27 protein-coding genes, 4 pseudogenes and 1 other annotated feature are annotated in these 24357 nt (G+C 60.1%); of the genes and pseudogenes, 20 read left to right on the forward strand and 11 right to left on the reverse strand.

From position 1 onward, the window contains the following. Positions 1 to 13: 13 nt before the first annotated feature. Together copD and copC are read right to left on the reverse strand one after the other, a co-directional pair. Positions 14 to 862 (reverse strand): copper homeostasis membrane protein CopD, encoded by an 849-nt coding sequence (copD, locus tag OVY48_RS01375; protein WP_313921707.1) that lies wholly within the window; start codon positions 860 to 862, stop codon positions 14 to 16. A gap of 6 nt (positions 863 to 868) precedes the next feature. Then, entirely contained in the window at positions 869 to 1249 is a 381-nt protein-coding gene (gene copC / locus OVY48_RS01380; RefSeq protein WP_313921708.1) for a copper homeostasis periplasmic binding protein CopC, read from the reverse strand. 287 nt (positions 1250 to 1536) lie between these two features. Between copC and OVY48_RS01385 the strand changes: the two genes are divergently transcribed. The 5 genes from OVY48_RS01385 (at position 1537) to OVY48_RS01405 (ending at position 5497) form a co-directional block, all read left to right on the forward strand. Next, positions 1537 to 1797 (forward strand): hypothetical protein, encoded by a 261-nt coding sequence (locus OVY48_RS01385; RefSeq protein ID WP_313921709.1) that lies wholly within the window; start codon positions 1537 to 1539, stop codon positions 1795 to 1797. Next, the gene (locus OVY48_RS01390) at positions 1794 to 2231 is read left to right on the forward strand and encodes a periplasmic heavy metal sensor (RefSeq protein WP_043149301.1); all 438 of its coding nucleotides are present in this window, start codon (positions 1794 to 1796) and stop codon (positions 2229 to 2231) included. The genes OVY48_RS01385 and OVY48_RS01390 overlap by 4 nt, the downstream gene beginning before the upstream one ends. Further along, positions 2228 to 2791, forward strand: coding sequence for a sigma-70 family RNA polymerase sigma factor (locus OVY48_RS01395; RefSeq protein ID WP_313921710.1), 564 nt, complete (start codon positions 2228 to 2230; stop codon positions 2789 to 2791). The genes OVY48_RS01390 and OVY48_RS01395 overlap by 4 nt, the downstream gene beginning before the upstream one ends. A gap of 200 nt (positions 2792 to 2991) precedes the next feature. Then, positions 2992 to 4767 carry a copper resistance system multicopper oxidase gene (locus tag OVY48_RS01400; protein WP_313921711.1) on the forward strand — a complete coding sequence of 592 codons (1776 nt, stop codon included), beginning with the start codon at positions 2992 to 2994 and terminating at the stop codon, positions 4765 to 4767. After that, positions 4733 to 5497 carry an IS6-like element IS6100 family transposase gene (locus tag OVY48_RS01405; protein WP_001389365.1) on the forward strand — a complete coding sequence of 255 codons (765 nt, stop codon included), beginning with the start codon at positions 4733 to 4735 and terminating at the stop codon, positions 5495 to 5497. The genes OVY48_RS01400 and OVY48_RS01405 overlap by 35 nt, the downstream gene beginning before the upstream one ends. A 57-nt stretch (positions 5498 to 5554) precedes the next feature. Here OVY48_RS01405 and OVY48_RS01410 read toward each other — a convergent pair. From OVY48_RS01410 to OVY48_RS01420, 3 genes and pseudogenes are all read right to left on the reverse strand, one after another. Next, positions 5555 to 6085, reverse strand: a pseudogene (locus OVY48_RS01410) (IS5 family transposase); the annotation flags it as partial. Between the two features lie 259 nt (positions 6086 to 6344). Next, positions 6345 to 6980, reverse strand: coding sequence for an HPP family protein (locus tag OVY48_RS01415; protein WP_262504176.1), 636 nt, complete (start codon positions 6978 to 6980; stop codon positions 6345 to 6347). A gap of 52 nt (positions 6981 to 7032) precedes the next feature. Beyond that, positions 7033 to 7494 carry an Rrf2 family transcriptional regulator gene (locus OVY48_RS01420; protein WP_313921712.1) on the reverse strand — a complete coding sequence of 154 codons (462 nt, stop codon included), beginning with the start codon at positions 7492 to 7494 and terminating at the stop codon, positions 7033 to 7035. Between the two features lie 93 nt (positions 7495 to 7587). On the opposite strand from OVY48_RS01420, the gene OVY48_RS01425 reads away from it, so the two are divergent. From OVY48_RS01425 to OVY48_RS01455, 7 genes are all read left to right on the forward strand, one after another. Further along, positions 7588 to 8031: a globin domain-containing protein gene (locus OVY48_RS01425; RefSeq protein WP_037479448.1), complete on the forward strand. Its 444-nt coding sequence runs from the start codon at positions 7588 to 7590 to the stop codon at positions 8029 to 8031. Positions 8032 to 8042: 11 nt separating this feature from the next. Continuing rightward, the gene (locus OVY48_RS01430) at positions 8043 to 8438 is read left to right on the forward strand and encodes a DUF1971 domain-containing protein (protein WP_119749373.1); all 396 of its coding nucleotides are present in this window, start codon (positions 8043 to 8045) and stop codon (positions 8436 to 8438) included. Positions 8439 to 8683: 245 nt separating this feature from the next. After that, positions 8684 to 8875: a CopG family transcriptional regulator gene (locus tag OVY48_RS01435; protein ID WP_313921713.1), complete on the forward strand. Its 192-nt coding sequence runs from the start codon at positions 8684 to 8686 to the stop codon at positions 8873 to 8875. A 6-nt stretch (positions 8876 to 8881) separates the two neighbouring features. Next, a complete protein-coding gene (locus OVY48_RS01440) occupies positions 8882 to 9781 on the forward strand; it encodes a site-specific DNA-methyltransferase (protein ID WP_313921714.1) in 900 nt (299 codons plus the stop codon). Continuing rightward, positions 9781 to 12510: an N-6 DNA methylase gene (locus tag OVY48_RS01445; protein ID WP_313921715.1), complete on the forward strand. Its 2730-nt coding sequence runs from the start codon at positions 9781 to 9783 to the stop codon at positions 12508 to 12510. The genes OVY48_RS01440 and OVY48_RS01445 overlap by 1 nt, the downstream gene beginning before the upstream one ends. Before the next feature lie 29 nt (positions 12511 to 12539). Next, complete coding sequence (locus tag OVY48_RS01450; protein WP_313921716.1) at positions 12540 to 12950, forward strand: hypothetical protein; 411 nt, start codon at positions 12540 to 12542, stop codon at positions 12948 to 12950. Beyond that, on the forward strand, positions 12950 to 13219 hold the full coding sequence (locus OVY48_RS01455) for a hypothetical protein (RefSeq protein ID WP_409592772.1): 270 nt from the start codon (positions 12950 to 12952) through the stop codon (positions 13217 to 13219). Before OVY48_RS01450 ends, OVY48_RS01455 begins: the two co-directional genes overlap by 1 nt. Here OVY48_RS01455 and OVY48_RS01460 read toward each other — a convergent pair. Continuing rightward, positions 13185 to 13418 (reverse strand): hypothetical protein, encoded by a 234-nt coding sequence (locus OVY48_RS01460; RefSeq protein ID WP_313921718.1) that lies wholly within the window; start codon positions 13416 to 13418, stop codon positions 13185 to 13187. The genes OVY48_RS01455 and OVY48_RS01460 overlap by 35 nt on opposite strands. 132 nt (positions 13419 to 13550) lie before the next feature. Between OVY48_RS01460 and tnpA the strand changes: the two genes are divergently transcribed. The 4 genes from tnpA to OVY48_RS01480 all read left to right on the forward strand — a co-directional run bounded on the left by tnpA (position 13551) and on the right by OVY48_RS01480 (position 16257). Then, complete coding sequence (gene tnpA / locus OVY48_RS01465) at positions 13551 to 13925, forward strand: IS66-like element accessory protein TnpA (protein WP_313921603.1); 375 nt, start codon at positions 13551 to 13553, stop codon at positions 13923 to 13925. Then, the gene (tnpB, locus tag OVY48_RS01470; protein WP_096064158.1) at positions 13922 to 14269 is read left to right on the forward strand and encodes an IS66 family insertion sequence element accessory protein TnpB; all 348 of its coding nucleotides are present in this window, start codon (positions 13922 to 13924) and stop codon (positions 14267 to 14269) included. The genes tnpA and tnpB overlap by 4 nt, the downstream gene beginning before the upstream one ends. A 63-nt stretch (positions 14270 to 14332) precedes the next feature. Beyond that, positions 14333 to 15961 carry an IS66 family transposase gene (gene tnpC, locus OVY48_RS01475; RefSeq protein ID WP_313921664.1) on the forward strand — a complete coding sequence of 543 codons (1629 nt, stop codon included), beginning with the start codon at positions 14333 to 14335 and terminating at the stop codon, positions 15959 to 15961. Next, complete coding sequence (locus OVY48_RS01480) at positions 15961 to 16257, forward strand: hypothetical protein (RefSeq protein WP_313921605.1); 297 nt, start codon at positions 15961 to 15963, stop codon at positions 16255 to 16257. Before tnpC ends, OVY48_RS01480 begins: the two co-directional genes overlap by 1 nt. Here the strand turns inward: OVY48_RS01480 and OVY48_RS01485 are convergent. The 4 genes and pseudogenes from OVY48_RS01485 to OVY48_RS01500 form a co-directional block, all read right to left on the reverse strand. Beyond that, positions 16235 to 16522 (reverse strand): hypothetical protein, encoded by a 288-nt coding sequence (locus tag OVY48_RS01485; protein WP_313921719.1) that lies wholly within the window; start codon positions 16520 to 16522, stop codon positions 16235 to 16237. The genes OVY48_RS01480 and OVY48_RS01485 overlap by 23 nt on opposite strands. After that, complete coding sequence (locus OVY48_RS01490; RefSeq protein WP_313921720.1) at positions 16519 to 16962, reverse strand: hypothetical protein; 444 nt, start codon at positions 16960 to 16962, stop codon at positions 16519 to 16521. Before OVY48_RS01490 ends, OVY48_RS01485 begins: the two co-directional genes overlap by 4 nt. Before the next feature lie 90 nt (positions 16963 to 17052). Then, positions 17053 to 19191, reverse strand: a pseudogene (locus OVY48_RS01495) (Tn3 family transposase); the annotation flags it as partial. 48 nt (positions 19192 to 19239) lie between these two features. Next, on the reverse strand, positions 19240 to 20004 hold the full coding sequence (locus tag OVY48_RS01500) for an IS6-like element IS6100 family transposase (RefSeq protein WP_001389365.1): 765 nt from the start codon (positions 20002 to 20004) through the stop codon (positions 19240 to 19242). Between the two features lie 59 nt (positions 20005 to 20063). On the opposite strand from OVY48_RS01500, the pseudogene OVY48_RS01505 reads away from it, so the two are divergent. From OVY48_RS01505 to OVY48_RS01520, 4 genes and pseudogenes are all read left to right on the forward strand, one after another. Next, a pseudogene (locus tag OVY48_RS01505) lies at positions 20064 to 20699 on the forward strand (tyrosine-type recombinase/integrase); the annotation flags it as partial. A gap of 4 nt (positions 20700 to 20703) precedes the next feature. Further along, a pseudogene (locus tag OVY48_RS01510) lies at positions 20704 to 20898 on the forward strand (transposase zinc-binding domain-containing protein); the annotation flags it as partial. 144 nt (positions 20899 to 21042) lie between these two features. Then, the gene (locus tag OVY48_RS01515; protein ID WP_313922041.1) at positions 21043 to 22275 is read left to right on the forward strand and encodes a tyrosine-type recombinase/integrase; all 1233 of its coding nucleotides are present in this window, start codon (positions 21043 to 21045) and stop codon (positions 22273 to 22275) included. Beyond that, positions 22275 to 23090, forward strand: coding sequence for a tyrosine-type recombinase/integrase (locus OVY48_RS01520; RefSeq protein ID WP_313921721.1), 816 nt, complete (start codon positions 22275 to 22277; stop codon positions 23088 to 23090). The genes OVY48_RS01515 and OVY48_RS01520 overlap by 1 nt, the downstream gene beginning before the upstream one ends. 36 nt (positions 23091 to 23126) lie before the next feature. Here the strand turns inward: OVY48_RS01520 and OVY48_RS01525 are convergent. Then, positions 23127 to 24355 (reverse strand): IS3 family transposase gene (locus OVY48_RS01525; RefSeq protein ID WP_096064161.1). Its coding sequence is split into 2 segments (ribosomal slippage): positions 23127 to 24067 and positions 24067 to 24355, totalling 1230 coding nucleotides; the frame shifts between segments, so codons are not numbered across the junction. Continuing rightward, positions 23960 to 24074 (reverse strand) — a sequence feature (AL1L pseudoknot). Its footprint overlaps the gene before it by 115 nt. Positions 24356 to 24357: the final 2 nt, after the last annotated feature.

The raw sequence follows: 24357 nt of genomic DNA on the forward strand, positions 1-24357 counted from the left end.
ACGAACGGCGGTTTTAGCCCATCGGATCAAGCGTTCCCAGCAAGGCCACAAGCGTCATTATCGCAATGGCCGCGCCCGTCTCGACCGCCAGCGACAGCCGCAATGCCCCGATCGCACCGTCTCCCCGCTCCAGCGCCGGTGTCAGCCGCCAGCGATTGAGCGCCGCCAACCCCAGCATCCCTGCGAACAGCAGCAGCTTTCCGCCGAGCAGCCAGCCATAGCGGCTCCCCGCCAAGGCGGGCAGGTCGGCAATCCCCACGATCATCAGGCTGTTGACCACCCCGGTCACGACCAAAGTCGCGACGAACACCGTCCCCAACAGCGCAAACTTCGCCAGCATCACCGCGACCCGATCGACATTCGGCCGCCGCACAGTCACCGCATGGAGCAACGCCGCCAGCGCCCCGATCCACCCGCAAGCCGCCCAGATATGCGCGACGTCGGCGGCCCGGTGGACCGTCCCCGCCATAGCCTCGGTCGCGCCCGCATGGCCGGTCCAGGCGATCGTCGCCGCCGCCACCGCCGCCGGGATCAGGACCAGGCGGTTGCGCCCCGCGACGGCCAGCCCCAGCGCGGCCAGCAACGCCGCCGCCCGCACTGCCAGCACCGGCCCGATCGGCGTCATCGTCACCAATATCTCCGCCGTCGCCCAATCGGGCGGCAACATCGCCGTGCCGGTCATGCTCGCCCCGCTCGCAAGCAGCCACAGCGCCGACAGCGCCATGCCACCCAACGCCAGCGCCACCAGCACAACCCGGCTCCCCGCCATGCCCATCGCCCACCAGAAGAGCGGTAGGCCCATGAGCAAGGCGAGGTCGGCCATCAGGCCGAACCGGGCAAAGACCAGCATCCCCCCGTCCATGACGGTTTACTTGACCTTGAAGCTGTAGCCGCCTTCCATCTTATGCTGGTCGGCCCCCACAATATGCCATTTGAGGTCATAGTCGCCCGCGGGGAGCGCGCGGGGCAGGGTGACGACCATGGTCTTGCCGTCGGGCGCGAGCGCGGTCTTGAACCCCTTGATCGGCATCGGCGGGTGATCGGCCATGCCCGGCATCCCGGTCATTACCAGGTCCACGCCGCTCATCGGCGCCAGGAATTTTTCCGAAAAGGTCAGCGTCAGCTTGGTCGGCTTGGCCACGGTCGCATTGGCCGCGGGGCTGGACGATACCAGCTTGCTATGCGCCAGCGCCGCACCCGGCAGGATGGCGAGCGACAGGGCCGCGGCGGCGATCAGGAAACGGGACATGGACTATACTCCTTGGATGGTGTTCGAATGGGCCGGGTCGGAATAGAAACAACGTCCGTTCGTTTCGAGCGTAGTCGAGAAACGCAAGGGCGACGCTGGCCGCTTCTCGACTGCGCTCGAAGCGAACGCCGGGAGTGATTTCCACCGCGATCGCGACAAGCTCTACGCAACATTACGCATGGACTTGCCCCACCCCTCGCCCAGGGTGCATGATTTTTTCTCGCCTCTGCATCGTGAGGGATTGGCGCGCGCCGCGCGTATGGTGCGATGAGGATGGAGTATGTGCGATGAATGATCTCGATCAATGGCTGGGCCAAGTGCGCGCCATGCCGACCGATGCCCGGCTTGAGGGCCTGGACGATGCGGTGATGCAGGGCGTTGCCCGCCGCCGGGAGCAAGGCGCGGCACGGCGCAGCCTGATGCTGGCAGGCTTCCTCGCCATCGGCATCGGCTGGGCGGGCAGCATCGTGCCGGGCGCACCGGCGCAGGCTGCGCCTGCGCCGATCGGCATGTCGGATTATGCCCCCTCGCGCCTGCTCGGCCAATGAGCCTCAAACGCTATCTGCTGGTCGCGCTGGTGGCTTTTGCTGCAGCGCTCGCGGCCGTGCTGGTCGCGCGCACCTGGCTCGCGCCGCAACCGCGCGTCGAAAGCGAAGTCCACGCCCTGCTGCACCAGCGGTTGACGCTCGACGCGGCGCAGGAACAGCGTATCCACGAACTCGAAGCCGCCTTTGCCAAGCGTCGCGAAGCGCTGGAGGCGGAAATGCGTGCCGACAATGAACGGCTCGCCGCCGCGATCGCCGCTGAACAGGGCTATGGGCCAAAGGTCGCAGCGGCCGTCGACCAGACCCACCATGTGATGGGCGCGCTGCAAAAGGAGACGCTCCAGCATATCTTCGCCATGCGCGCCGTCTTGCGTCCTGATCAGGCCGCGCAGTTCGACGCCGCCGTCGTCAAGGCGCTGACCCAGCCCGCCCGGTGACATCGCCGCCCGTCGACCTTGATGACCGGGCACTGGCGGCGCGCGCGCTGGCCGGGCATCAGGACGCCTATGCCGCGTTGATGCAGCGCCATCGCGATGCGGTCTGGCGGCTTGCCCGCAGCCATGTCGGCGATGCGGACGAAGCGCTCGACATTACGCAGGAGGTGTTCGTCGCTGCCTTCGCCGCGCTCGCCCGCTATGATGGCGCGCGCCCTTTCCGTACCTGGATCGCGCGGATCACGCTCAACAAATGTCGCGACTGGGGCCGTCGCCGCGCGGTGCGGCGCTTCTTCGCCTTTGCCCTCCCCATCGACGAAGCGGGCGAGATCGCCGACGCTGCGCCGGACCCGGAACAGGCGGCACAGTCGCAGCGCGAACTCATCCGCATCAACGCCGCCATCGCCGCCCTGCCCGCATCGCTCAAGGACGTCCTGCTGCTCCGCACGATCGAGGCACTGAGCCAGGCGGACACCGCCGCGCTTTTGGGCTTGAGCGAAAAAGCCGTAGAAACCCGCCTCTACCGCGCCCGTGCAAAATTGTCGGCCGCACTTGGGGAATAGGGACAAGAGGCGCGCCTCAGACAATCCTCCCCCTGCGGGGGAGGGGGACCGGCGAAGCCGGTGGAGGGGTGTCACCCTCTCGATAACGCGACACCCCTCCGCATGGCTACGCCATCCACCGCCCCTGCCAGCGGAGGATTTTAATGCATTACTGCGCCAAATTTTTGAGGGATGATGCCGCGCCCCGCGTATGAAGGGGCATGACGCATTTGACCCTCGACCGCCGCACCCTGTTCAAGGGTGCTGCCGCCCTCAGCTTCGCCAACGCCTTCCCCGCCTGGGCGCAAAGCGGTACCCATGGCCTGGCCCCCGCGCCGGGCGTTCTGTCGGGCGAGACGATCGCGCTCACCGTGGCTGACAGCCATTTTTCGACCGGCGGCGGCTCGGCCCATGCGATCACCATCAACGGCACGCTGCCCGCGCCGCTGATCCGCTTGCGTGAAGGCCAGAATGTCCGCCTCTCCGTCACTAACAAGTTGAAGGAAGACACGTCGATCCACTGGCACGGCCTGATCCTCCCTTTTCAGATGGACGGCGTGCCCGGCGTCAGCTTCCCCGGCATCCGCCCCGGCGAAACCTTCCACTATGAATTTCCGATCCGGCAATCGGGCACCTATTGGTATCACAGCCATTCAGGGATGCAGGAGGCGATGGGCCATTATGGCCCCATCGTCATCGATCCCGCCGGCGCCGATCCAGTGCAGGCTAGCCGAGAACATGTGATCGTCCTGTCCGACTGGTCGCCGGTCCACCCGCATGTTCAGCTCAAGCGGCTCAAGCAGATGGGCGGCTATTATAATATGCAGAAGCAGACGCTGGCCGATCTGCTCAAGGGCAAGAACCAGTCCTTGAAGGAGCGCGTCGAATGGGGTGCGATGCGGATGGACCCGACGGATATTTCGGACGTCACCGGCTCCACCTACAGCTTCCTCGTCAACGGCCATGGCACGGCGGAAAACTGGACCGGGCTGTTCACGCCCGGCGAGCGCGTTCGCCTGCGCATCATCAATGCCTCGGCCATGACCAATTTCAACGTTCGCCTGCCCGGCCTGGCGATGACCGTGGTGCAGTGCGATGGCCAGCATGTCCAGCCGGTCGAAACCGACGAGTTTCAGATCGGCATTGCTGAAACCTATGACGTGATCGTCCAACCCACTGACGCCACCGCCTATGCTTTGATCGCCGAAGCTATCGACCGCTCTGGCCTCGTCCGCGCGACGCTCGCGCCGCAAATTGGCATGGTCGCGGCCATCCCGCCGCTGCGCGCGCGCCCGTTGCTCACGATGAAGGATATGGGGATGGACATGTCCGGCATGGACATGGGGCAGGGGGGCGTCATCGACCTGTCCCAACCGGCCAATGAAAGCATGGCCGGGCACAGCATGAAGATGCTCGACCCCTCGGTCGCGCCCGACGTACCGATGGGACCGGGCGTTGCGACCCTGTCCTCCATGCCTGCCGATCGCACCGCTGACCGGCCCACAGGATTGGAGGATGTCGATCATCGCGTGCTGACCTATGCCGACCTGCGTGCGCTCGAACCGAACCAGGATACGCGCGCGCCGACCCGGTCGCTCGACATCCACCTGACCGCGAACATGGAACGCTATATGTGGTCGTTCGACGGGGTGAAGCTGTCCGATGGCGCGGAGCCGATCGCTTTCCGTCATATGGAACGGGTGCGCGTCACGCTCATCAACGATACGATGATGCCGCACCCCATCCACATCCACGGCCATTTCTTCCAGCTCATCACCGGCGAGGATGCGACCCACAACCCGCGCAAACATACGGTCAACGTGCTGCCGGGCGGCAAGATCAGCTTCGACCTGACCGCCGATGCGCTGGGCGACTGGGCCTTCCACTGCCATATGCTGATGGGCTCTGTTGCAAAAATCGTGAAGCTTGAGCATGCTTGGCGGAGATTGGACGGACGGAACGATGACGGATTTCAAGTGGCGCCATTTCCAGGGTGATGTGATCCTGTGGGCGGTGCGCTGGTATTGTCGCTATCCGATCAGCTATCGCGACCTTGAGGAAATGCTGGCGGAACGCGGCATTTCGGTCGACCATACGACGATCTATCGCTGGGTCCAGTGCTACGCCCCGGAGATGGAGAAGCGGCTGCGCTGGTTCTGGCGGCGTGGCTTTGATCCGAGCTGGCGCCTGGATGAAACCTACGTCAAGGTGCGGGGCAAGTGGACCTACCTGTACCGGGCAGTCGACAAGCGGGGCGACACGATCGATTTCTACCTGTCGCCGACCCGCAGCGCCAAGGCAGCGAAGCGGTTCCTGGGCAAGGCCCTGCGAGGCCTGAAGCACTGGGAAAAGCCTGCCACGCTCAATACCGACAAAGCGCCGAGCTATGGTGCAGCGATCACCGAATTGAAGCGCGAAGGAAAGCTGGACCGGGAGACGGCCCACCGGCAGGTGAAGTATCTCAATAACGTGATCGAGGCCGATCACGGAAAGCTCAAGATACTGATCAAGCCGGTGCGCGGTTTCAAATCGATCCCCACGGCCTATGCCACGATCAAGGGATTCGAAGTCATGCGAGCCCTGCGCAAAGGACAGGCTCGCCCCTGGTGCCTGCAGCCCGGCATCAGGGGCGAGGTGCGCCTTGTGGAGAGAGCTTTTGGCATTGGGCCCTCGGCGCTGACGGAGGCCATGGGCATGCTCAACCACCATTTCGCAGCAGCCGCCTGATCGGCGCAGAGCGACAGCCTACCTCTGACTGCCGCCAATCTTTGCAACAGAGCCCTTGATGATCTCAGCGAGCACCAGCGGCGCACCGTCACGGTCCTGGATGTCGGCAGTGTGGACTACGGCATGGACGAGATTGCCGTCGGTATCGGTCAGGATATGGCGTTTGCGGCCCTTGGTCTTCTTGCCTGCGTCATAGCCACGAGGTCCGCCGCTTTCCGTGGTTTTGACGCTCTGGCTGTCGATCACCCCGGCGCTGGGCGAGGCCTCGCGGCCTGCCGCCTCGCGCCCGATCAGCAGCAGGGCATGGTTGAGCGAGAGCCACAGCCCATTGTCGCGCCACAGGTAGAACCAGCGCCGCACCGTGGAGACCGGCGGAAAACACGGCGGAAGCATCCGCCACGGCAGACCCCCGCGCAGCAGGTACAGGATCCCCTCGACAATCCGCCGCATCGGCCACTTGCGCGGGCGCCCCACATGCGATGCTGGCGGGAAGAACGGTTCCAAGAGCGCCCATTCGTCATCGGTCAAATCGCTTGGCAAAGCCAGTGCCGCACGGGCATACTGCGCCCGAGTGGTATCGGTCCACATCGTTGGTCTCCGGAAGTTTTCGCAAAAACCCCTGAATCAACGACTTGGGATGGCGTCAAGCTAACCCGCTGATACCACTCAACTTAATTTCGGATCAGGCTCTTAGCGGACGCTCGAGTCACAAATGGGGGGATCCAAAAACGGTCTTTCGTTCAGGTCGATCTTTGCCATCCCGGTCGCTTTTGATGCAAAAATCAAAACTTTTGCATCAACGAAATGGGCAACCACAATGCCATAAATTATCGAGAAGTTGACGGATTTACCGACGCTGGGATTTCATTAGAGCATGTCGTTCGACATGTGCCAGCAGCACTTCGATATCTTCACGACTGATATCGAAGCTTTCATGCATATCTTCCAGTGCCGCATCGATATCGGATGAATGAAAAGCTCGTGGAACGCGAGGCTCCGGCGTGAGGGCTGGTACGTGCGGATAGCTATGTGTGGTCATACGATGAAAGAACATAGCTATCGACACAAGTGCTATGGAATTGATCGCTACCGGCGCGAAAGCGAAGCTATATCCTGCTGCGTGAATGCCTTGGCTGCCAATTACTGCAGTAAGCGCAGCCGCGCCTCCCGGAGGATGTAGGCAGCGTAGTAGCGACATCACCAGAATCGCGCCGCCCACCGCGACGCCAGCGGCAAGTGTGATGTCTGGAAACAGATTGAACGCCCATACGCCAATCAAGGTTGAAATGGTGTTGCCGCCGACCACGGCCCAAGGCTGGGCTAGAGGGCTGGAAGGCACGGCAAATACCAGTACCGCTGAAGCACCAAGGGGTGCGACAATGATCGGCAAATCCATAGCAGAAAGAGGAAGGCCAGCACAAACTACGATGGTAAGAGCGATGGCAATCGCAGCACCCAAACTTGCGATCAATCGATCTGGCAAGGTCGCGCCTGCAAGGATTGGCTTGAATATGTTTAGCACGATATCTGGGAAATTAGTTGTAGACTAAAGTGGTGCTGGCGCGGGGTACGTTCGAGAACTGGATCGCTGCAGGGAGCCGTGAGCCAGCGGCAGCCTGCGCAAGAGTTTGTTGGTCCAACTCAGCGAGAAATACGCCCATAGCTTTGTTAAGCATACCTCTTAGACCACAGCTGCCGCGCAGGATGCAGTTTTCGCAATCGGCAAGATTCAGACATGGCTCGGTAAGTCTCACCACTTCACCAAGCGTGATAGTTTCGGCTGAACGCCCGAGACGAAATCCTCCGCTGCGCCCGCGCACGGTCTGGAGTAGACCAGCGTTGGAAAGCACATTTACTACCTTCATCGCATTATTGCGTGAAATAGCATGGTCGGCAGCCACTTGCGCGACCCCCAACAGCCCGTCTCCATCCCGAGCAGCTAGTGCTGCATGGAGCAAAATGCGTAGCGCGTAGTCGGTATGCGCGGTCAGGCGCATCTCAAATCTTGACCTTAAACATGCAGGTGCATTGCATCTTTTTAGAGCAGGAGTATAGATGCATTCCATCAGCATGTTTATATGGAATTGCCCATGACCACGCCGCTTTCTGAACAGACTATCGCCATCGTCAAATCCACTGCGCCGATCCTGCAGGTTCATGGCGTGGAAATCACGACGCGCATGTACGAACGGCTGTTTGTCGATCCTGAAATCAAAGCCCTATTCGATATGGCGGCTCAAGAATCTGGCGAGCAGCCTAAGCGGCTTGCGGCTGCCATCCTTGCCTTCGCACAGAACGCCGACAAGCTTGAGGCGTTGAAACCCGCGATCGAACGCATCGCTGCGCGCCACGTCGCGACGCACATTAAGCCAGAGCATTACCCTGCCGTTGCGAACGCCTTGCTCCCGGCGATCAAGGACGTTCTTGGGGATGCGGTTGATGATACCGTGCTGAATGCATGGGGCGAGGCGTATTGGTTCCTTGCTGACGTTCTGAAGGCACGTGAAACCATGCTCTACACTGAGGCGGCGTGACATCGGAAATCATGCCATCAGAGGCCGCTGCCGAACTTCCCGAAGGCTTGGAGCCATATCGTCAGACTGACGTGTTTACAGAGGTTTCGATTCCAGCGGGCCTTCGTAAGGATCATTGTACGAAGCCAGGGGTATGGGGGCTCATACAGGTGGCGGAAGGCCGATTGCGCTATTGCGTAACCGATCCACGCCGAGTGGGTGCCGAACTTATACTGACGCCTGAGAGCAGACCAGGTTTGGTGGAGCCTACGATCCTCCATCATGTTGTGCCGCTTGGACCCGTCCGGTTTCATGTTCAATTCTACCGTCAGCTTTCCGAGGCTGTGCCGCTGTGTCGGTTTGAAGAACTGGCAACACGGGAAAACCGACTGCGCAGCGGAGCCACTGCGGCAGAGCCGCAAGATTAGTTTGCCCAACGGTGGCTTCGCCCACTATTATGGGCACTATCTGTGCATCAGATTTTTGCATCAGGGAGAGGCGCAGATTTCCGCCATTCTCGATCTGATGCACAAATTGTGAATTATGCATCAGACCAAGGAATTAGGTTGTTTGATCTCTTTTTGTTCTAATATCTCTCTTGCCAAAAGCAGCTGTCCATGGCTTAGATGCATTGCACCACTTCGGTGCAATATGGTGCAATGCAGAGGTCGGTATGGCTTATAAGAGAGCTGATGAGAGCCATCATTCAGACACCAAGCGCCTCTCGATCAGCATTCCCCATGATGTTTATCAGGCGCTTGATGCCTGCGCTTCTAGTAACGACGTGTCTTTGGCCTGGGTGGTTCGTAAGGCGCTGATTAATTACCTCGATCGCGACATTCCTCTGCTGCGCGCGGGAAGCTGAATATTCATGACCTTAAAGCGTAACACGTTACATGAAGGCGATTGTTTAAAGTTGCTTTCCAAAATCGACAGCTCTTCTGTCGATATGGTTCTCTGCGACCTACCTTACGGAACAACACAAAATAAGTGGGATAGTTTAATTCCGCTTGATGAATTATGGGCTCACTATGAGCGTATTGTTAAACCTAAGGGAGTTATTGTTCTTAGCTCGCAAGGTTTATTCACCGCACGCCTCATGTTAAGCAAAGAAAGCTGGTTTAAGTATAAATTTGTTTGGATTAAAAGTAAGCCTACAAATTTCTTGAATGCACGAAAGCAGCCTTTACGTCAGCACGAAGACATATGCGTTTTTTATAAACAGCAGCCAGATTATAGGCCAGTTATGTGGTACTCTGATCCATACAATAAGGGTACTCGCAAAGATCAATATACTGGCAGTTATGGAGATTTTCGCCCAGTTCAGGTTAAAAGTGATGGAGCACGTTTTCCTACAGATTCTCTATACTGTAAAACTGCAGAAAGTGAGTCTGGCGGTGTTGTTTGGCATCCTACTCAAAAACCAGTTGCGCTAGGGCGCTACCTCATCAGAATGTTTACGGCGCCTGGCGATCTGGTTCTCGATAACGCATTTGGAAGTGGCAGCTTTCTAGTCTCGGCTCTCCTTGAAGGTCGAGATTATATTGGAATTGAGAAGAACGAGCACGTCCACAAGTTTAAAAGTGATCCAATAGACTACATGGAGGTTGCTGCGATGCGCTTGGCGGAGGCGAAAAGATTGATGAAAGATGGTGCGGCTCCATCGTTGAAGGATATTGAGCCTGCTAGCCGCGCTACGCCTGCTAAACGACGTGGTCTTATCGACGTGGATGATATTATTGGGCCAGCATTGCTAGGCACGTTTCGTTAATGGCTGTCGCAGTTTATAATGAGCGGTCATGGGCTATTGACCTAATCGGTTATTTAAAAGGGATCGCTCATAATGAGGTTAGAACTGTTCGCGATGTGAGTGGCGAGCAGACTATTACTGATCTTTCCGGCAGCCTTTTTCCAGATGTATTGCTTTTTGGCGATCGTGACACAGCTCGGATTCTCCAAGGATGGGAACTTAAGCTTCCAGACACGGACATTGCTGATCAAGATTTCTTCGACAACGCTGAGCTTAAAGCTCGCATGTTGGGTCTTGATAGCTTTGTGCTTTGGAATGTCCGTTACGCACGTTTGTATGCACTCGACCGTGATGCCGACGAGTTTGTTCTTCACACCGAATGGACCGATCTGCGCGATATCGTGACCCGGTCGGCCGTGCGCGCCGCCCGCACGCGCTGGGAAACCCTTGGTGCTGAAATCCTGCAAACAATGAATGCGCTGTTCGCGGATGGCAGCCTTGAAGGCCGCCAGTTCATTGATGCCTACCGAAGTGGCGGCCCTTCCAACCTGATCCTTGCTAATGAGGGGCTGGTAGCAGAGGCGCTAGAAGCTGCGGCCAAAAAGGATGGCACGTTTCGAGCCGAGGTCACACTGTGGTGGGATCGGCACCAGAATGAATATGATGGTGACAACCGATTTGCCGCGCTTGCCCGTGCCAACCTGATGAATTGGACCGGGAAATTTCTATTTGCTCATGTACTACGTGAAAGGGATGATCGGGCCGGTCCTGTCGCAACCATCTCTACCGAAATGTCCCCGAGCGACGCCCTTGGCGTCTTTCAAGACATCTCTAACCAGTGCAACTTTTGGACCGTATTCTGCGATACCCTAGGCCTCAGCGTCCTGCCTTCTCAGTCATGGGAGCAGTTGTGCCAGTTCAACCGGCTGCTGTCTGATCTGCGGCTCGGCTCGGTCGATCAAACACAGATTTCTACAATTCTAGAAGCGGCCGCCTCTGTCGGCGATCGCAAACTGCGCGGGCAGTATACTACACCCGCCCCCCTAGCGAAATTAGTGGTGCGACTAGGAATCAACGACCTAGCCGATCGTGTATTAGACCCATGCTGCGGTAGCGGAACCATCATCCGAGCAGCGCTAGACGCAAAGCTCGCAGGGGGTATCTCTGGAGCGGAGGCCGCAAGCCAGATTTGCGCATCGGACATTGACCGCCAAGCCGTCCAACTCGCGACATTCTCGCTTTCTACGCCAACGCTAGCCCGTCAGCCGCTACGGGTGTTTGCGCTCGACGCATTTAAGCTTCGGCCTACGCTGGGGATCGAGTTCCGCGACCCTAACGACGGAAGCCTGATTAAAGAAACAGTTGGTAGCTTCGCCTGCATAGCAAGCAATCTCCCGTTCGTTGCCCAGGACGGCAGGCGCGCCTATGGCGACGCAACGGCATCAGTTAATACTCTGCTCGAAAAGGACGGGGAAGGTTTGCCCGGTCGATCTGACGTATCGGCATATCTCCCATTCGTCTTTTACGATCTGCTAAAAGCGCGGGGCCGTGTCGTTATTATCATCCCCAACGCATGGCTCGGTACAGCTTGGGGCCAAGCGTTTTATGATCGGCTGATCGCCTTTTACCATCTTCGTGCGGTTATCACCTCCGGCGCTGGTCGCTGGTTCTCTAACAGCGATGTGGTTACGAACGTCCTGGTGTTGGAAAAGCGTGCCGCTGACGATGAGAGTCGATCAGACACAAAGTTCGTTATCCTCAAGCAGCCCGTCGATCTTCTAGCCGACGATGCACATGTCGATAGCGTTGCCGCTCAGATTGAAATCGGCAGCGCTCAAGAGGATGTAATGTCCATCCGTTCGGTGAGCCACGATCAGCTCATCAAGGCCCGACCATATGGCTTGGCAGGGTCTGCCCAATTTGTAGACGTGGACTGGCTCCTGGACTGCCCCTTAGTGCCAGTGCGAACCTTATTCACTATCCGGCGCGGTGAGAGGCGGGGCTGGGATAAGCTGTTTTATCCCGCCAAAGGCCATGGGATCGAGGCGGATTACATCGAACCCGTCCTGAAATCCTCGACCAAAATTGAGACTTACGAGGCCAAGGCCGATGGGGAGGCATTTTGTTGTAGCCTTTCCGAAAGTCAGCTGAGAAAGCTTGGCCACACAGGAGCGCTAGACTGGATCAAGCGCTTCAAGACCGTGCGAAACGGAACGGGTGATCCACTGCCTGATGTTTTGGCGAAGGCAGGGCATCAGTGGTATGAAATGCGGGCCGATCGCGTCGCCGAGCTCGTCATCCCGCTTGCTTATGGCAAGCGTCTCTACGTAGGCCGCGTAAATCCAGCGTCATTCGTCAATCAGCGGCTTATGGGCATGAACGCCCATGCTAACGTCAACGTCGATCTGGCTCACGCGCTCCTAAATTGTACGATTGGGCTACTTATGATCGAGGGCATAGGCTTCGGTCGTGGCTTAGGCGCTCTCGACCTAAATAAGGACAGGATCGAAGCTAACTTACACATGCTTGATCCCGAAAAACTAACTAAGGTTCAGCGCAGCGAAATTATTGCAGCTTTCAAAACTGTCAAAAAACGCAAAATTCTTGAAGTGTCTGATGAATTAGATCAATCAGACAGGCATAATTTAGATGACGCCGTTATTAAGAATTTTGGAATCAAAGTTCCGAGAGAAACTATATATGATGCTCTCCGAGCATTAGTAGAAGTCAGACATGCTATTGAATTTTGAATTATAATTTTTGAAAGGCATTTTTACTTATGGTGAGTTGGAGCAAAAACCTTTCTACAACTGATGCACAGCAGCAGACAACTGGTGGTATTGTCCCTTACCTTCGCCTCACATCAGGAAATCTGGCGAACGGGAATTTTCAGACTTGGTTTCGACAGACATTTTTTAATGGCTGCGCATGGCAAGCTGGGAGCTTTAATAATAAACCCGTTGAAGAAGCACAGGTGTTTTTCGATGTTACTATACAGGGACAGCAACTTGGCAGCATACCTTTTATAGTAACACATGATAATTCTCGACAATATAATAATAATGCTCCCAACACTTGGTTGCACTGGCCAAACCAAATGTCTGCAATTTTACAGAGCACAAGCTATGCAGGCCGCCCCATACTTCTTTCTCGTAGCAACACGAATTTATTTACCTTAGAAATACAGTGATGACGATTGATCTGGCAAACCTACGCACACACGTCCAAGCAATGGACTACCTGCACGGCACGCCTGACGAAGTGGCGCAATGGCACGAGGATATGGCGGAATCCCGCGCTAACCTTGCCATTGAAGGCATGATCCTGTCGGACGACGAGGAAGCCATGTTCGCGATGATGCTGGACGAGGGACTACCCCCTGCGCTGATGCCGTCGATCATCCTCACCCTTTACGGGCAGGGCACTACCGCTCCCGATCAGGCTGACGCTGCGCCCTAACACGCCCCGGAAACATCTCTTCGTGGATCGGCTCGACCACCGCCACCGCGCCCTTCTCACCGTCCCGCACCTTGCCCGGCTCAAACACCCGGCCCTTATCTAGCTGATCCGCAATCCACTCGCGCGCGTGCGCCGCATCCCGCGCCGCGCCTTCGGGATCGCCTTTATTCAGTCCGTTGGCGATCGCACGGGCCACCATGTAATTTCCCTGTGCCGCCCGTAGCTCCGTAACCGACCGGTTGAGGCCGCCTGCCTTGCTGTGATGTGAGCGCGTAAGAGACGTCCATAAGGACGTCGTTATGGACGTCCTGAGCCAAAGCGAGGGACGGCGGTGGAGATATTGGGCCGGGAACGGCGTCGTCGGTGGAGCAACGCGGAGAAGCTCGAGATCGTCGCCGCTGTGGGAATGAACGGAGAGACGTTGGCGCGCGTCGCGCGGCGCTACGATGTGTCGCGAAGCCAGATCTATCAATGGCGCCATCTGTTCAGGAAGCGAGGGTTGCTGCCTGCGGCGGACGGGCCGACCTTTTTGCCGGTTGATATCGGGGCGCCCATGCTGAGCGCGGAGCCCGTGCTCGATGACCGGGTGGTGGTCTCGCCCTTGATCGTCGAGCTGTGTCTGGCGCAAGGACGGCGGCTGCGCTTCGATGCCGGCATCGAGGCTACTGCCTTGACCCAGCTTATCCGGTCGGTGGAAGCTGCATGATCGGACCGGGCACCGGCGTAAGGGTCTATCTCGCCTGCGGCGTCACTGACATGCGCAAAGGGATTTCGGGTCTTGCAATGCTGGCCCAGACCGTGCTGCGACAGAAGCCGGCCAGTGGTGCCGTATTCGCCTTTCGGGGACGGCGCGGCGACAGGCTGAAGCTGCTTTACTGGGATGGTCAGGGATTTTGCCTCTATTACAAGATCCTGGAGCGCGGCCGTTTTCCCTGGCCCTCTGCGGCTGACGGGGCGGCGCGACTGACATCGGCCCAACTCGCGATGCTGTGGGAAGGGATCGACTGGAGGCGTCCGAACTGGGGTGCGCCGCCTACACGCGCGGGGTAACTTTTCTTCTGCAAAAGCGGCTGTTCTGCTAGGCTTTGCGGCCGATTTCCTGTATAAAAAGCCATGCTCAACGCGGCATCCGATCTTCCCGAAGACCCGGCCCTTCTCAAGGCGCTGATCGCCCAGTTGCAGGCCCAGAACAAGAAGCTGACGACGACGCTGCGCGCCCATGACCTGGTCGTCCAGGCACTGCGTTTGCAGATCGCCAGGCTCAGGAAGCAGGCTTTCGGCAAATCCTCCGAGAAGATCGAACGCGAGATCGAGCAACTCGAGTTCGCTCTCGAAGACGTGCTTGTTTCGGTCGCGCAACAGGGCCTCGTGACAAGTGGCCTGGACGATTCCGAGGCGCAAGCGGCGGTCGCGTCTGCCGAGACCACCCCTGGGCCGCGTCCATCTCGGCGCCCACGCGTCTCGGCGGATACGCCGCGCCAACGCCACGAACTTGACCCCGGCAGCACCTGTCCGGAGTGCGGCGGCGAGCTGCGTCTCGTCGGCGAAGACGTGAGCGAGATCCTCGAGATGATCACGGCAAAGCTCCAGGTCATCGAAGTCGTCCGCCCGAAGAAGTCCTGCCGTTGCTGCGAGAAGATGGTCCAGGTGCCAGCCCCGAGCCGACCGATCCCCGGTAGCATGGCCGGAGGAAGTCTCCTGGCTTACGTGCTGATCTCGAAGTTTGACGACCATTTGCCGCTGTACCGGCAGAACGAGATCATCGCGCGCATGGGTGCCGACATCCCACGCAGCACGCTGGCCGATTGGTGTGGTCGCTCGATGCGGATCCTGCAGCCGGTGATCGACCGGATCGAGGCCTCGGTCCTGGGCAGCGACATCCTGCACGCCGACGATACACCGATCCGCGTGCTGGCTCCGGAACGACGCGCCAAGGGTATCGGCAAGGGTGTGATGCAAGGCCGGATCTGGGGCTATGTCTGTGATCAGCGGCCTTGGGCCGGCACCGCGCCGCCTGGCGTCCTCTACCGCTATGCGCCCAACTGGAAAGCCGAGCACGTGCTGGCGCACTTGGGCAGCGCAAGCGGTATTCTTCAAGCCGACGCCTACAAAGGCTATGCTAAGCTCTACGAACCCGTCGCGGATGGTGAGCCTCGCTTCCGGGAAGCGGCCTGCTTTGCGCATTGGCGACGCGATTTTCATGACATCTGGACGTCGCAAAAATCCGAGATCGCACACGAGGCGCTCGAGCGTATCGGGCAACTCTACGACATTGAGCGCAAGATCGCGGGCAAGCCTGCCGATATCCGCCAGGCAATACGCCAGGAGTTGAGCCGACCCAAGCTTGAGGCTCTGCATAGCTGGGCCGAGAAGCAACTCACCCGTATCTCGACCAAGGGAGACCTGGCGAAGGCCTTTCGCTACGCCCTGGGGCGCTGGCACGCCTTCAGCCTCTTTATCGACGATGGACGCGTCGCCATCGACAACAACGCTGCCGAGCGGGCTGTCCGGCCCATATGCCTGGGCAAGAAGAACTGGTTATTCGCCGGCTCCGAAACAGGCGCCGAAACCCTCGCCCGCGCCATGACGCTGATCGAAAGCGCCAAAATGAACGGTCTCGATCCACAAGCATACATCACCGACTTGCTCAATCGCATCCACGATCACAAGATCAACAGGATCGACGAGCTGTTACCCTGGAACTGGGTGCCGCTCACCATCCCGCTAGCACTGGCCGCCTGATGGCCGCCGTCACTTCCTTGCTCACCCTCGACTATGTCGCCAAGATACTCGACGAGAACGTGGAGTTGCTGGAAGCCATCGTTTCAAACGACGACAACCTCACCTACGGCGCCATCGTCAGCGTCCACACCGGTCTGGACGAGTCCATCACCGCGCTGACGGATCACGGCGTGGAAGAACTGACGGACATGCTTAGCCAAGCACGTCTCACGACCAAGGCCTGGCACCAATTCCTCGATGACTTTATCGACGATCCCGAGCTCGCCGCGCGCTTCAAGGCCCATAAGCCGCGGTAACAATCGGACGGTTACGTAGCTCCGGGTCGCGCGCCGCCTGCTCGGCCGTTGCTTCCCTGAACCTGTCGCCCAAGGTCAGCACGCGACCGACGCCGCCGCCCGATGCGCCGGCAGTGCCGGCGACGAACTGGGCCAGCGTCTTGCCCATGGCATCCACCTTGCCCTGCATTGTCTCGACCTGACCCGCCAAATTCTCCACCGCCGCCAGCACCGCCCGCTGGGTCGCCAGCAGCGCCATCACCGGATCGTCGCTGTCATCGCTCATCGTTCGCGGCCCCTGTCCCGGTCTCTGTCTCTGGTGCGCTCCCGATCGCACTCGGCCTGATCATGGTCCGACCCGGCGCCTTTGCCACCCATACGCGATGCAATGCGCTCGGCGGCGCTTCCCGGCTCCGGGGTGTCCTTGTCGCGATCCACGCGCTGCGCCGTCGCCTCCGCGATCCGTTCGGCCGCGCCGCGATCGGCGTCCTGCTCCTGACGCCCCCACGCCGCGCCCAGACGGTCGCGCAGACCCTGCGCCATATCCTTTGCCTTGTCGCCGATGCCGCGCATGGTTTCCGCGATTCGGGCGCTAAGGTCGCGAAGCTGCTGGGTCAGCTCGCGCCGCTCCCGGTTGCGCGCCTGTACCCCGCGCTGTTCGTCGCCGCGCTCGGTGGGCATGCCCTTGCGCTCCATCGCCACCGCCGACAACGGCACCTTGCCCAACGGCTCCCGGCCTAGATCCTCTTGCCCCTCCACGTCACCACGATCGCGCGCCGCTTCGGGGGCGGTACATAGAACGGACCCAGATATACGCTAAGGTTTCGCCGGGCCTTCGACGGCGTGCATCTGGCGAAGCGGCCTGAGGGCCGGCGATGGCGCATCGGGGTCGGTCCAAAGATAATCGCCGGTGAGGTTGATGTGCTGCCATCCGAGCGGCGAAAGGTGTTGCAGCAGGTCCGGCGGGATCGACCGGCCTAGACTGGCAAGATGCATGCGGGCGGCTTGCATGTAGGTCGTATTCCAGAGGACGATAGCACCGGCGACGAGGTTGAGTGCGCTCGCTCGATGGGTCTGGGCTTGCAATGCGTGATCGCGGATACGGCCGATCCGGTGGAAAAAGATGGCGCGTTTCAGCGCATTTTCGGCCTCACCCTTGTTGAGTTCGCGGGTCGCGCGACGCCGCTGTTCGGGTTGTTCGATCCAATCGAGCGTGAACAGGGTGCGCTCGACGCGGCCGATCTCGCGCAGTGCCAAGGCCAGGCCATTGGCGCGGGGATAGGAGCCAAGCCGTTCCAGCATGATTGACGCACTCACGACGCCGGTGCGGATCGAGGTGCCCAAGCGCAGCACGTCGTCCCAATGGGCAGCGATCAGGCCCTCATCGACCTTGCCCGCGAGGAGCGGCGCAATATCGGGGCCGGGTTCGATGCCGTCAAACAGGTAAAGCCGGCGCGCGGAGATATTCGGTATGCGCGGCGCAAACCGGAATCCGAGTAGATGGCATAGCGCAAATACATGGTCGGAAATGCCCCCACCATCGACGTGATGCTCCTCGATGTGCAGATCAGCACCGTGATGGAGCAGCCCGTCCAGCACCTGCGCCGCCTCGCTCGCGGATGCGGAGATGACGGTGGAATGAAACGGCGCGTAGCGATCCGAGACATGGCTGTAGAAGGAGACGGCAGGCTCCGCGCCCTTGTGCGGATTGACCGCACCGGTCGCCTGGGCACGGCGATCGAGCGGGAAGTTCTGACCATCCGAACTGGACGATGTCCCGGCCCCAAACAGGGCGGCGAGTGGCGCGGTGTGCTGGGCATCGACCAACCTGGCGAGAGCCCGACCGTAGGTTTCCTCGCGTAAATGCCACGAGGCGAGCCAGCTGAGTTGGCGTTGGGTCACGAGATTGCAGGCTTCAGCCATGCGCGTATGACCAAGATTGGTTGCATCGGCGAGCACCGCCGTGAGGATAGCGCGGGGTTCATCGGCAACCCGACCGCTTTGCAGATGCGTAAAGCACTGGCTGAATCCGGTCCATCGATCGACTTCAGCAAGGAGATCGGTGATGCGGATCGCGGGAAGATGGGCGTAAAGCGGCGCAAGGGCGCTATCCGCTTCAGCCGGCGTGACCGCCTTCAACGGCGAAATCCGCAGCTTGCCGAGGCTGAGTTGTACGTCTTCCAGCGTATCCGTCTCCGCTTTTCGCTCGACCTCTGCCAATCTACGGGCGAGCCGGGTACGCCGTTCGGCTAGCCAGGCATCGGCCGTATCAGGTGCCGGAATCGGCAAAGGGCCGGCTGCCCGCATGGTGGCGAATACCGGGCCAGGAATAAGCTGTTGCTCGACGGCACGATAGCGTCTGCTTCCCTCGACCCACATGTCGCCGGCACGAAGCCTGTCCCGAAGCTCGACCAGGACGCAAAATTCATAAACTCTGCGATCGGGAATGCCGGGGCCGATCGCGCGACGCCAGGCCTGCCGAATGAAGGCAACCGGCGTATCCGGCGGCAGTTTTTTCAGGCGACCGAGATGAAGGTCGCGCATGATAGCGACTGCTCGCGCGAGCGTATGGCAGGCCGGGACCGCTCCGAACGTGAACGAGGCGATGAACAAGGGACCGACCTGTCGGAGGACGGGGTAGTTGGTAGCGGCGATCGTAACGGGATCGACGGCATCGGGGCGGATCAGCTTGCGGGCTTCATCGACTTCACGGCCGAGATCGTCCCATCCAACTACGGCCTCGACCGCGGCGCCGATGTCGCCGCCCGACACTTTGGCAGTGAGCAGGGCATCGCCGAGCCGGGCGAGTAGCCGGATTTTACCATTGATGGTGCGCCGGTCGCGCTTGAGCGCTGTGTCTGCACCGTTCTGCTCGCGCCGAAACATCTGACCCAGCAGGCGGTCGAACATCAGCACCGCATCGTCGGTAAGCGTGACGATGGTTTCGAGGGCTCTGTTGCAAAGATTGGCGGCAGTCAGAGGTAGGCTGTCGCTCTGCGCCGATCAGGCGGCTGCTGCGAAATGGTGGTTGAGCATGCCCATGGCCTCCGTCAGCGCCGAGGGCCCAATGCCAAAAGCTCTCTCCACAAGGCGCACCTCGCCCCTGATGCCGGGCTGCAGGCACCAGGGGCGAGCCTGTCCTTTGCGCAGGGCTCGCATGACTTCGAATCCCTTGATCGTGGCATAGGCCGTGGGGATCGATTTGAAACCGCGCACCGGCTTGATCAGTATCTTGAGCTTTCCGTGATCGGCCTCGATCACGTTATTGAGATACTTCACCTGCCGGTGGGCCGTCTCCCGGTCCAGCTTTCCTTCGCGCTTCAATTCGGTGATCGCTGCACCATAGCTCGGCGCTTTGTCGGTATTGAGCGTGGCAGGCTTTTCCCAGTGCTTCAGGCCTCGCAGGGCCTTGCCCAGGAACCGCTTCGCTGCCTTGGCGCTGCGGGTCGGCGACAGGTAGAAATCGATCGTGTCGCCCCGCTTGTCGACTGCCCGGTACAGGTAGGTCCACTTGCCCCGCACCTTGACGTAGGTTTCATCCAGGCGCCAGCTCGGATCAAAGCCACGCCGCCAGAACCAGCGCAGCCGCTTCTCCATCTCCGGGGCGTAGCACTGGACCCAGCGATAGATCGTCGTATGGTCGACCGAAATGCCGCGTTCCGCCAGCATTTCCTCAAGGTCGCGATAGCTGATCGGATAGCGACAATACCAGCGCACCGCCCACAGGATCACATCACCCTGGAAATGGCGCCACTTGAAATCCGTCATCGTTCCGTCCGTCCAATCTCCGCCAAGCATGCTCAAGCTTCACGATTTTTGCAACAGAGCCACCGGAGATGGCGCTGGGGCTTGTCGTCATGCACTACGCGCCCAAGTTGCGGGTGGTTTTGAGCGTCGAGGAGACAGCGCGACTGCTCGAGGCTGCGCCAGGTATCAAATACAAAGCAGCGCTCAGCGTCGCCTATGGCGCGGGCCTGCGCGTCTCGGAAGTTGCCCACCTCAAGGTCGATGACATCGACAGCACCCGGATGGTGATCCGCGTCGAGCAGGGCAAGGGACGCAAGGATCGCAACGCCATGCTTTCACCGCACCTGCTGGATTTGCTTCGTCAATGGTGGCGCGAAGGCAAGCGGCGGGGAGTAATGTTGCCACATGGCTGGCTGTTCCCCGGCCGCAACGGCACGGATCCGGTCTCAGCGCGCCAGTTGCATCGCGTCGTGCAGGAAGCGGCCGAGCGCGCCGAGATCCACAAGCGGGTAAGCCCGCACACATTGCGGCATTCGTTCGCCACTCACCTACTCGAGCAGGGTGTCGATATCCGCGTCATCCAGGTCTTGCTGGGACACGTGAACATCAACACGACCGGCATCTATACTCAGGTTTCGAGTAAGACCATGCGGGCGGTGGCCAGTCCGCTCGACCAGATCGTTGCCGTGATGGAAGGCAGGGGCCCTCCCGGTTGAACCGGTGCGCACCTCACTTGAGGTCGCCGACATCTTCCGTAGCGCCGGGCCAGCGTATCGCGCAGCCCATGCCGGGCATCTCAGTCTCGGCCAGCTCAAGGTCATGACGGCGATCGAGAACTGCCGCACCGCCGCGCTGGGCGGTCACGTCGAGGCCTGCGACGACTGCGGGCACTGGCGGATCGCCTACAACTCCTGCCTTATGGGCAGATCCAGTAATGGGGAGCTGGCGACTGCACCGCCAATATTTTCCCGTGAATCGTCGATTTTCACTCTTCATAACATGGCGCCGGTGGTGCCCCGTCTGCTCGGCCTCGGATGGCCGATACGAGCGAGGACAAACATGTTGGAGATCTACTTTTCTGCGTCGAAGACGCTGGAGCATCTGCGCAGCGGGCCGTGCGGACCATTTCTAGATGGCTTTGCCGGGGCGCTCGAACGGCAGGGCTATGGACCCGATACGGCGGTACGCTATCTGCGGGCAGCATCTCACGTCGGCCACGCGATGGCAGGGCGCGATGCCAGCGTGAGCGACATCGATTTAGCAGCGTTCGAACAGCATTTGAGGACTTGCCGATGTCCGCGCGCCAAGGGAGGGCGCCGTAACCATCACACCATCTACGGTGCGAGGCTCTTTCGTCGGCACCTCGAGAAAATAGGCGTGTGCAAGCCCGCAGTCGCCGCGATGCGCCCTGCTGAACCGCAGTTGGTCGCGGGCTTTAAAGCATGGCTTAGCAAGCATCGCGGGGCATCTGATGCGACCATCGGGCTATACGCGCGCAATGCGATCGGTTTTATGGCAGCACTTGGAGCGGACCCGACACATTGGTGTCCCGCCGATATTCGCTGCTATTTCATGACGCGCGTGAGCACATGCGGGCGCGGCACTATCGAGAAGATGACCACGAGCCTGCGGGCGTTCTTACGCTACGTCGCGATGCAAGGGCACTGCCTGACCGGCCTCGACAATGCCGTTCCGGCCTACGCGCATTGGCAGCTTGCCGAGATGCCGCGATATCTATCGGGCGAACAGGTCAGCCGCTTGATTGCCGCCTGCGATGGAGACGCCGGCGCGCGCAGGCGGGATCGCGCCATTGTACTGCTGTTGGCTCGCCTCGGACTTCGGGCTGGCGACGTGGCACAGCTCCGCCTCATCGATATCGAGTGGCAGGCCGGTTCGCTGCGGGTTACGGGCAAGTCGCGCCATGAAGTTCGCTTGCCGCTGCCCCAGGACGTCGGGGATGCGGTCGCGGCCTACCTCGAATGCCGACCGTCTTTTTGCCGAAGTGATCGGGTGTTCCTGAGCACGATCGCGCCCACTCGCCCGTTCCTGAACGGTGACGCCGTCTCATCGGTGGTCAGGCGCATCATGAAGCGGGCTGGGCTCGTGACACCGTTCAAGGGGGCGCACGTCCTGCGGCACACCGCGGCAACAGAGATGCTGCGCCACGGGGTACCGCTCGACAAGATCGGCCTGGTCCTCCGACATAGTGGCATCGACACGACGGCCCACTACGCCAAAGCCGATGTCGCGCTTCTGAAGCAGGTGGCGCAGCCATGGCCGGAGGTGCTCTGATGTTGAAGACCATCGAGACCTATCTCGCGCTGCGCCGTGCCACAGGCTTTGCGATGTCGAATGCCGAGTATCTGCTCAAAAGCTTCGCCGGCTTCGCGGCTGAGCGCGGACACGCGTATGTTCAAACGCAAACAGCCATCGATTGGGCTGCACTGGGACCGTCAATTGCACAGCGCGACGCTCGGCTGAAAGCTGTCTGCCGCTTCGCACGCCATATCCGCATCGAAGACTTGCGGCACGAGTTGCCCCCGGGCAATCACTTCGGCGCCCGCAAAACGCGCCGGCCGCCGCACATTTACTCGCGCACGGAGATCGCTCGCCTGATCGAAACCGCTGGCCAGCTTCGACCTCAAGGATGCCTGCGCCCGCTGACTTATGCGACCTTGATAGCCCTACTCGCGGCCACGGGGCTGCGCATCTCCGAAGCCCTCAAGCTCACGTTCGCCGACATATCGAGCGACGGTTTGCTGATCCGCGAGACCAAGTTCCGGAAGACCCGTCTTGTGCCCCTGCACGATACGGCGGCGGCAGGCTTGCAACGCTACCTGCAGCGCCGGGGACCCGGCTCGGGAGATGATCCTGTGTTCGCCGATGCACATGGCCAGCCACTTCGATACATCGCAGTCAAAGAGACCTTTGACAGGCTGGTCGGCAAAGCTGGCATCCGACCATCGTCGGCGCGCCGCCCGCGGCTGCACGATCTGCGGCACACATTCGCGGTGCGGGCACTACAAGACAGTCCGACGGGCCGAAATGGGTGCGGTGCGCATATGGTCGCGCTCGCAACGTACATGGGGCACGTCAACATCTACTGAAGCGCCCCGGGTTTTCAGGAGGCAGTTTTCATTTGGCTATGCAGCCATATCGAGGTTCTCGAGGGCTGCATAGTAATTGTCTTCGGCCTCAGCGGGCGGGATGTGCCCGATAGGGCCGAAGAGCCGGTGATTATTGTACCAATCGACCCAGCGCAGCGTTGCCATTTCCACGGCCGAAACGCTTGGCCATGATCGCTGCCGCCAGATGACCTCGGCCTTGTAAAGGCCGTTGATCGTCTCGGCTAAGGCGTTGTCGTAGGAATCACCTACGCTACCGACCGAGGGGACGAGTTTGGCCTCGGCCAAGCGCTGGGTATAGTTCATCGCAAGATATTGAACTCCCCTATCGCTATGGTGGATCAGTCCATCATCGGGATCTGGCCTGCGGGCATGAATCGCCTGCTCCAGGGCATCCAGAACGAAGCTGGCAGTGGCTGACGTGCTGACCTTCCATCCGACAATCCGCCGGGCAAAAGCATCAATCACGAAGGCGACATAGACGAAGCCTGCCCAAGTATGCACGTAGGTGAAATCGACGACCCACAGGGCGTTTGGCCGGCTGACGCGAAATGCCCGATTGACCTTGTCCAGCGGACACGGCGCCTTCGGGTTGCTGATGGTGGTGATCGTCTTCTTCCCACGACGGACGCCTGCCAGCCCCATGGCGCGCATTAATCGTTCCACCGTGCATTTCGCCACCATGATGCCTTCACGCCGCATCTGGTGCCAGACCTTGCGTGCGCCATAGAGACCGAAGCTGGCCTCATGGACCCGCTTGATCTGCTCCCTGATCTCGTCATCACGCTGCGCACGTGCTGGACGCCTGCCGGGATCGGCACTACGCGCGGCGTGTTCATGGTAGGAGGATGGGGCGATTGCCAGTTCCCGGCAGATCGGCTCGATACCCAAATCCTCGCGATGGACGTCGATGAACGCCATCATCATCTCCCGGGGCGGTCGAGCTCCGCCATCGCAAAATACGCAGATGCCTTGCGCAAAATCTCGTTGGCCCGGCGTAGTTCCTTCACTTCGCGCTCCAGCAATCTCAGGCGTTCCCGGTCATCCGCCGCCAGCGCCGCTGGCCCCGCTCGTCGGCTCGCCTCCTCGCGGCACCACCGGCGCAGCGTCTCCAGCGAGCAGCCGATCTTCGCCGCGATCGACTTCATCACTTCCCATTCCGAGCCGTACTCGGCCCGCTGCTCCACCACCATACGAACCGCCCGCTCGCGGACTTCAGGTGAAAATTTGTTGGTTGTCTTGCTCATAA

Source organism: Sphingobium sp. SA2 (genome assembly GCF_032227065.1).
Classification (GTDB): Bacteria; Pseudomonadota; Alphaproteobacteria; order Sphingomonadales; family Sphingomonadaceae; genus Sphingobium.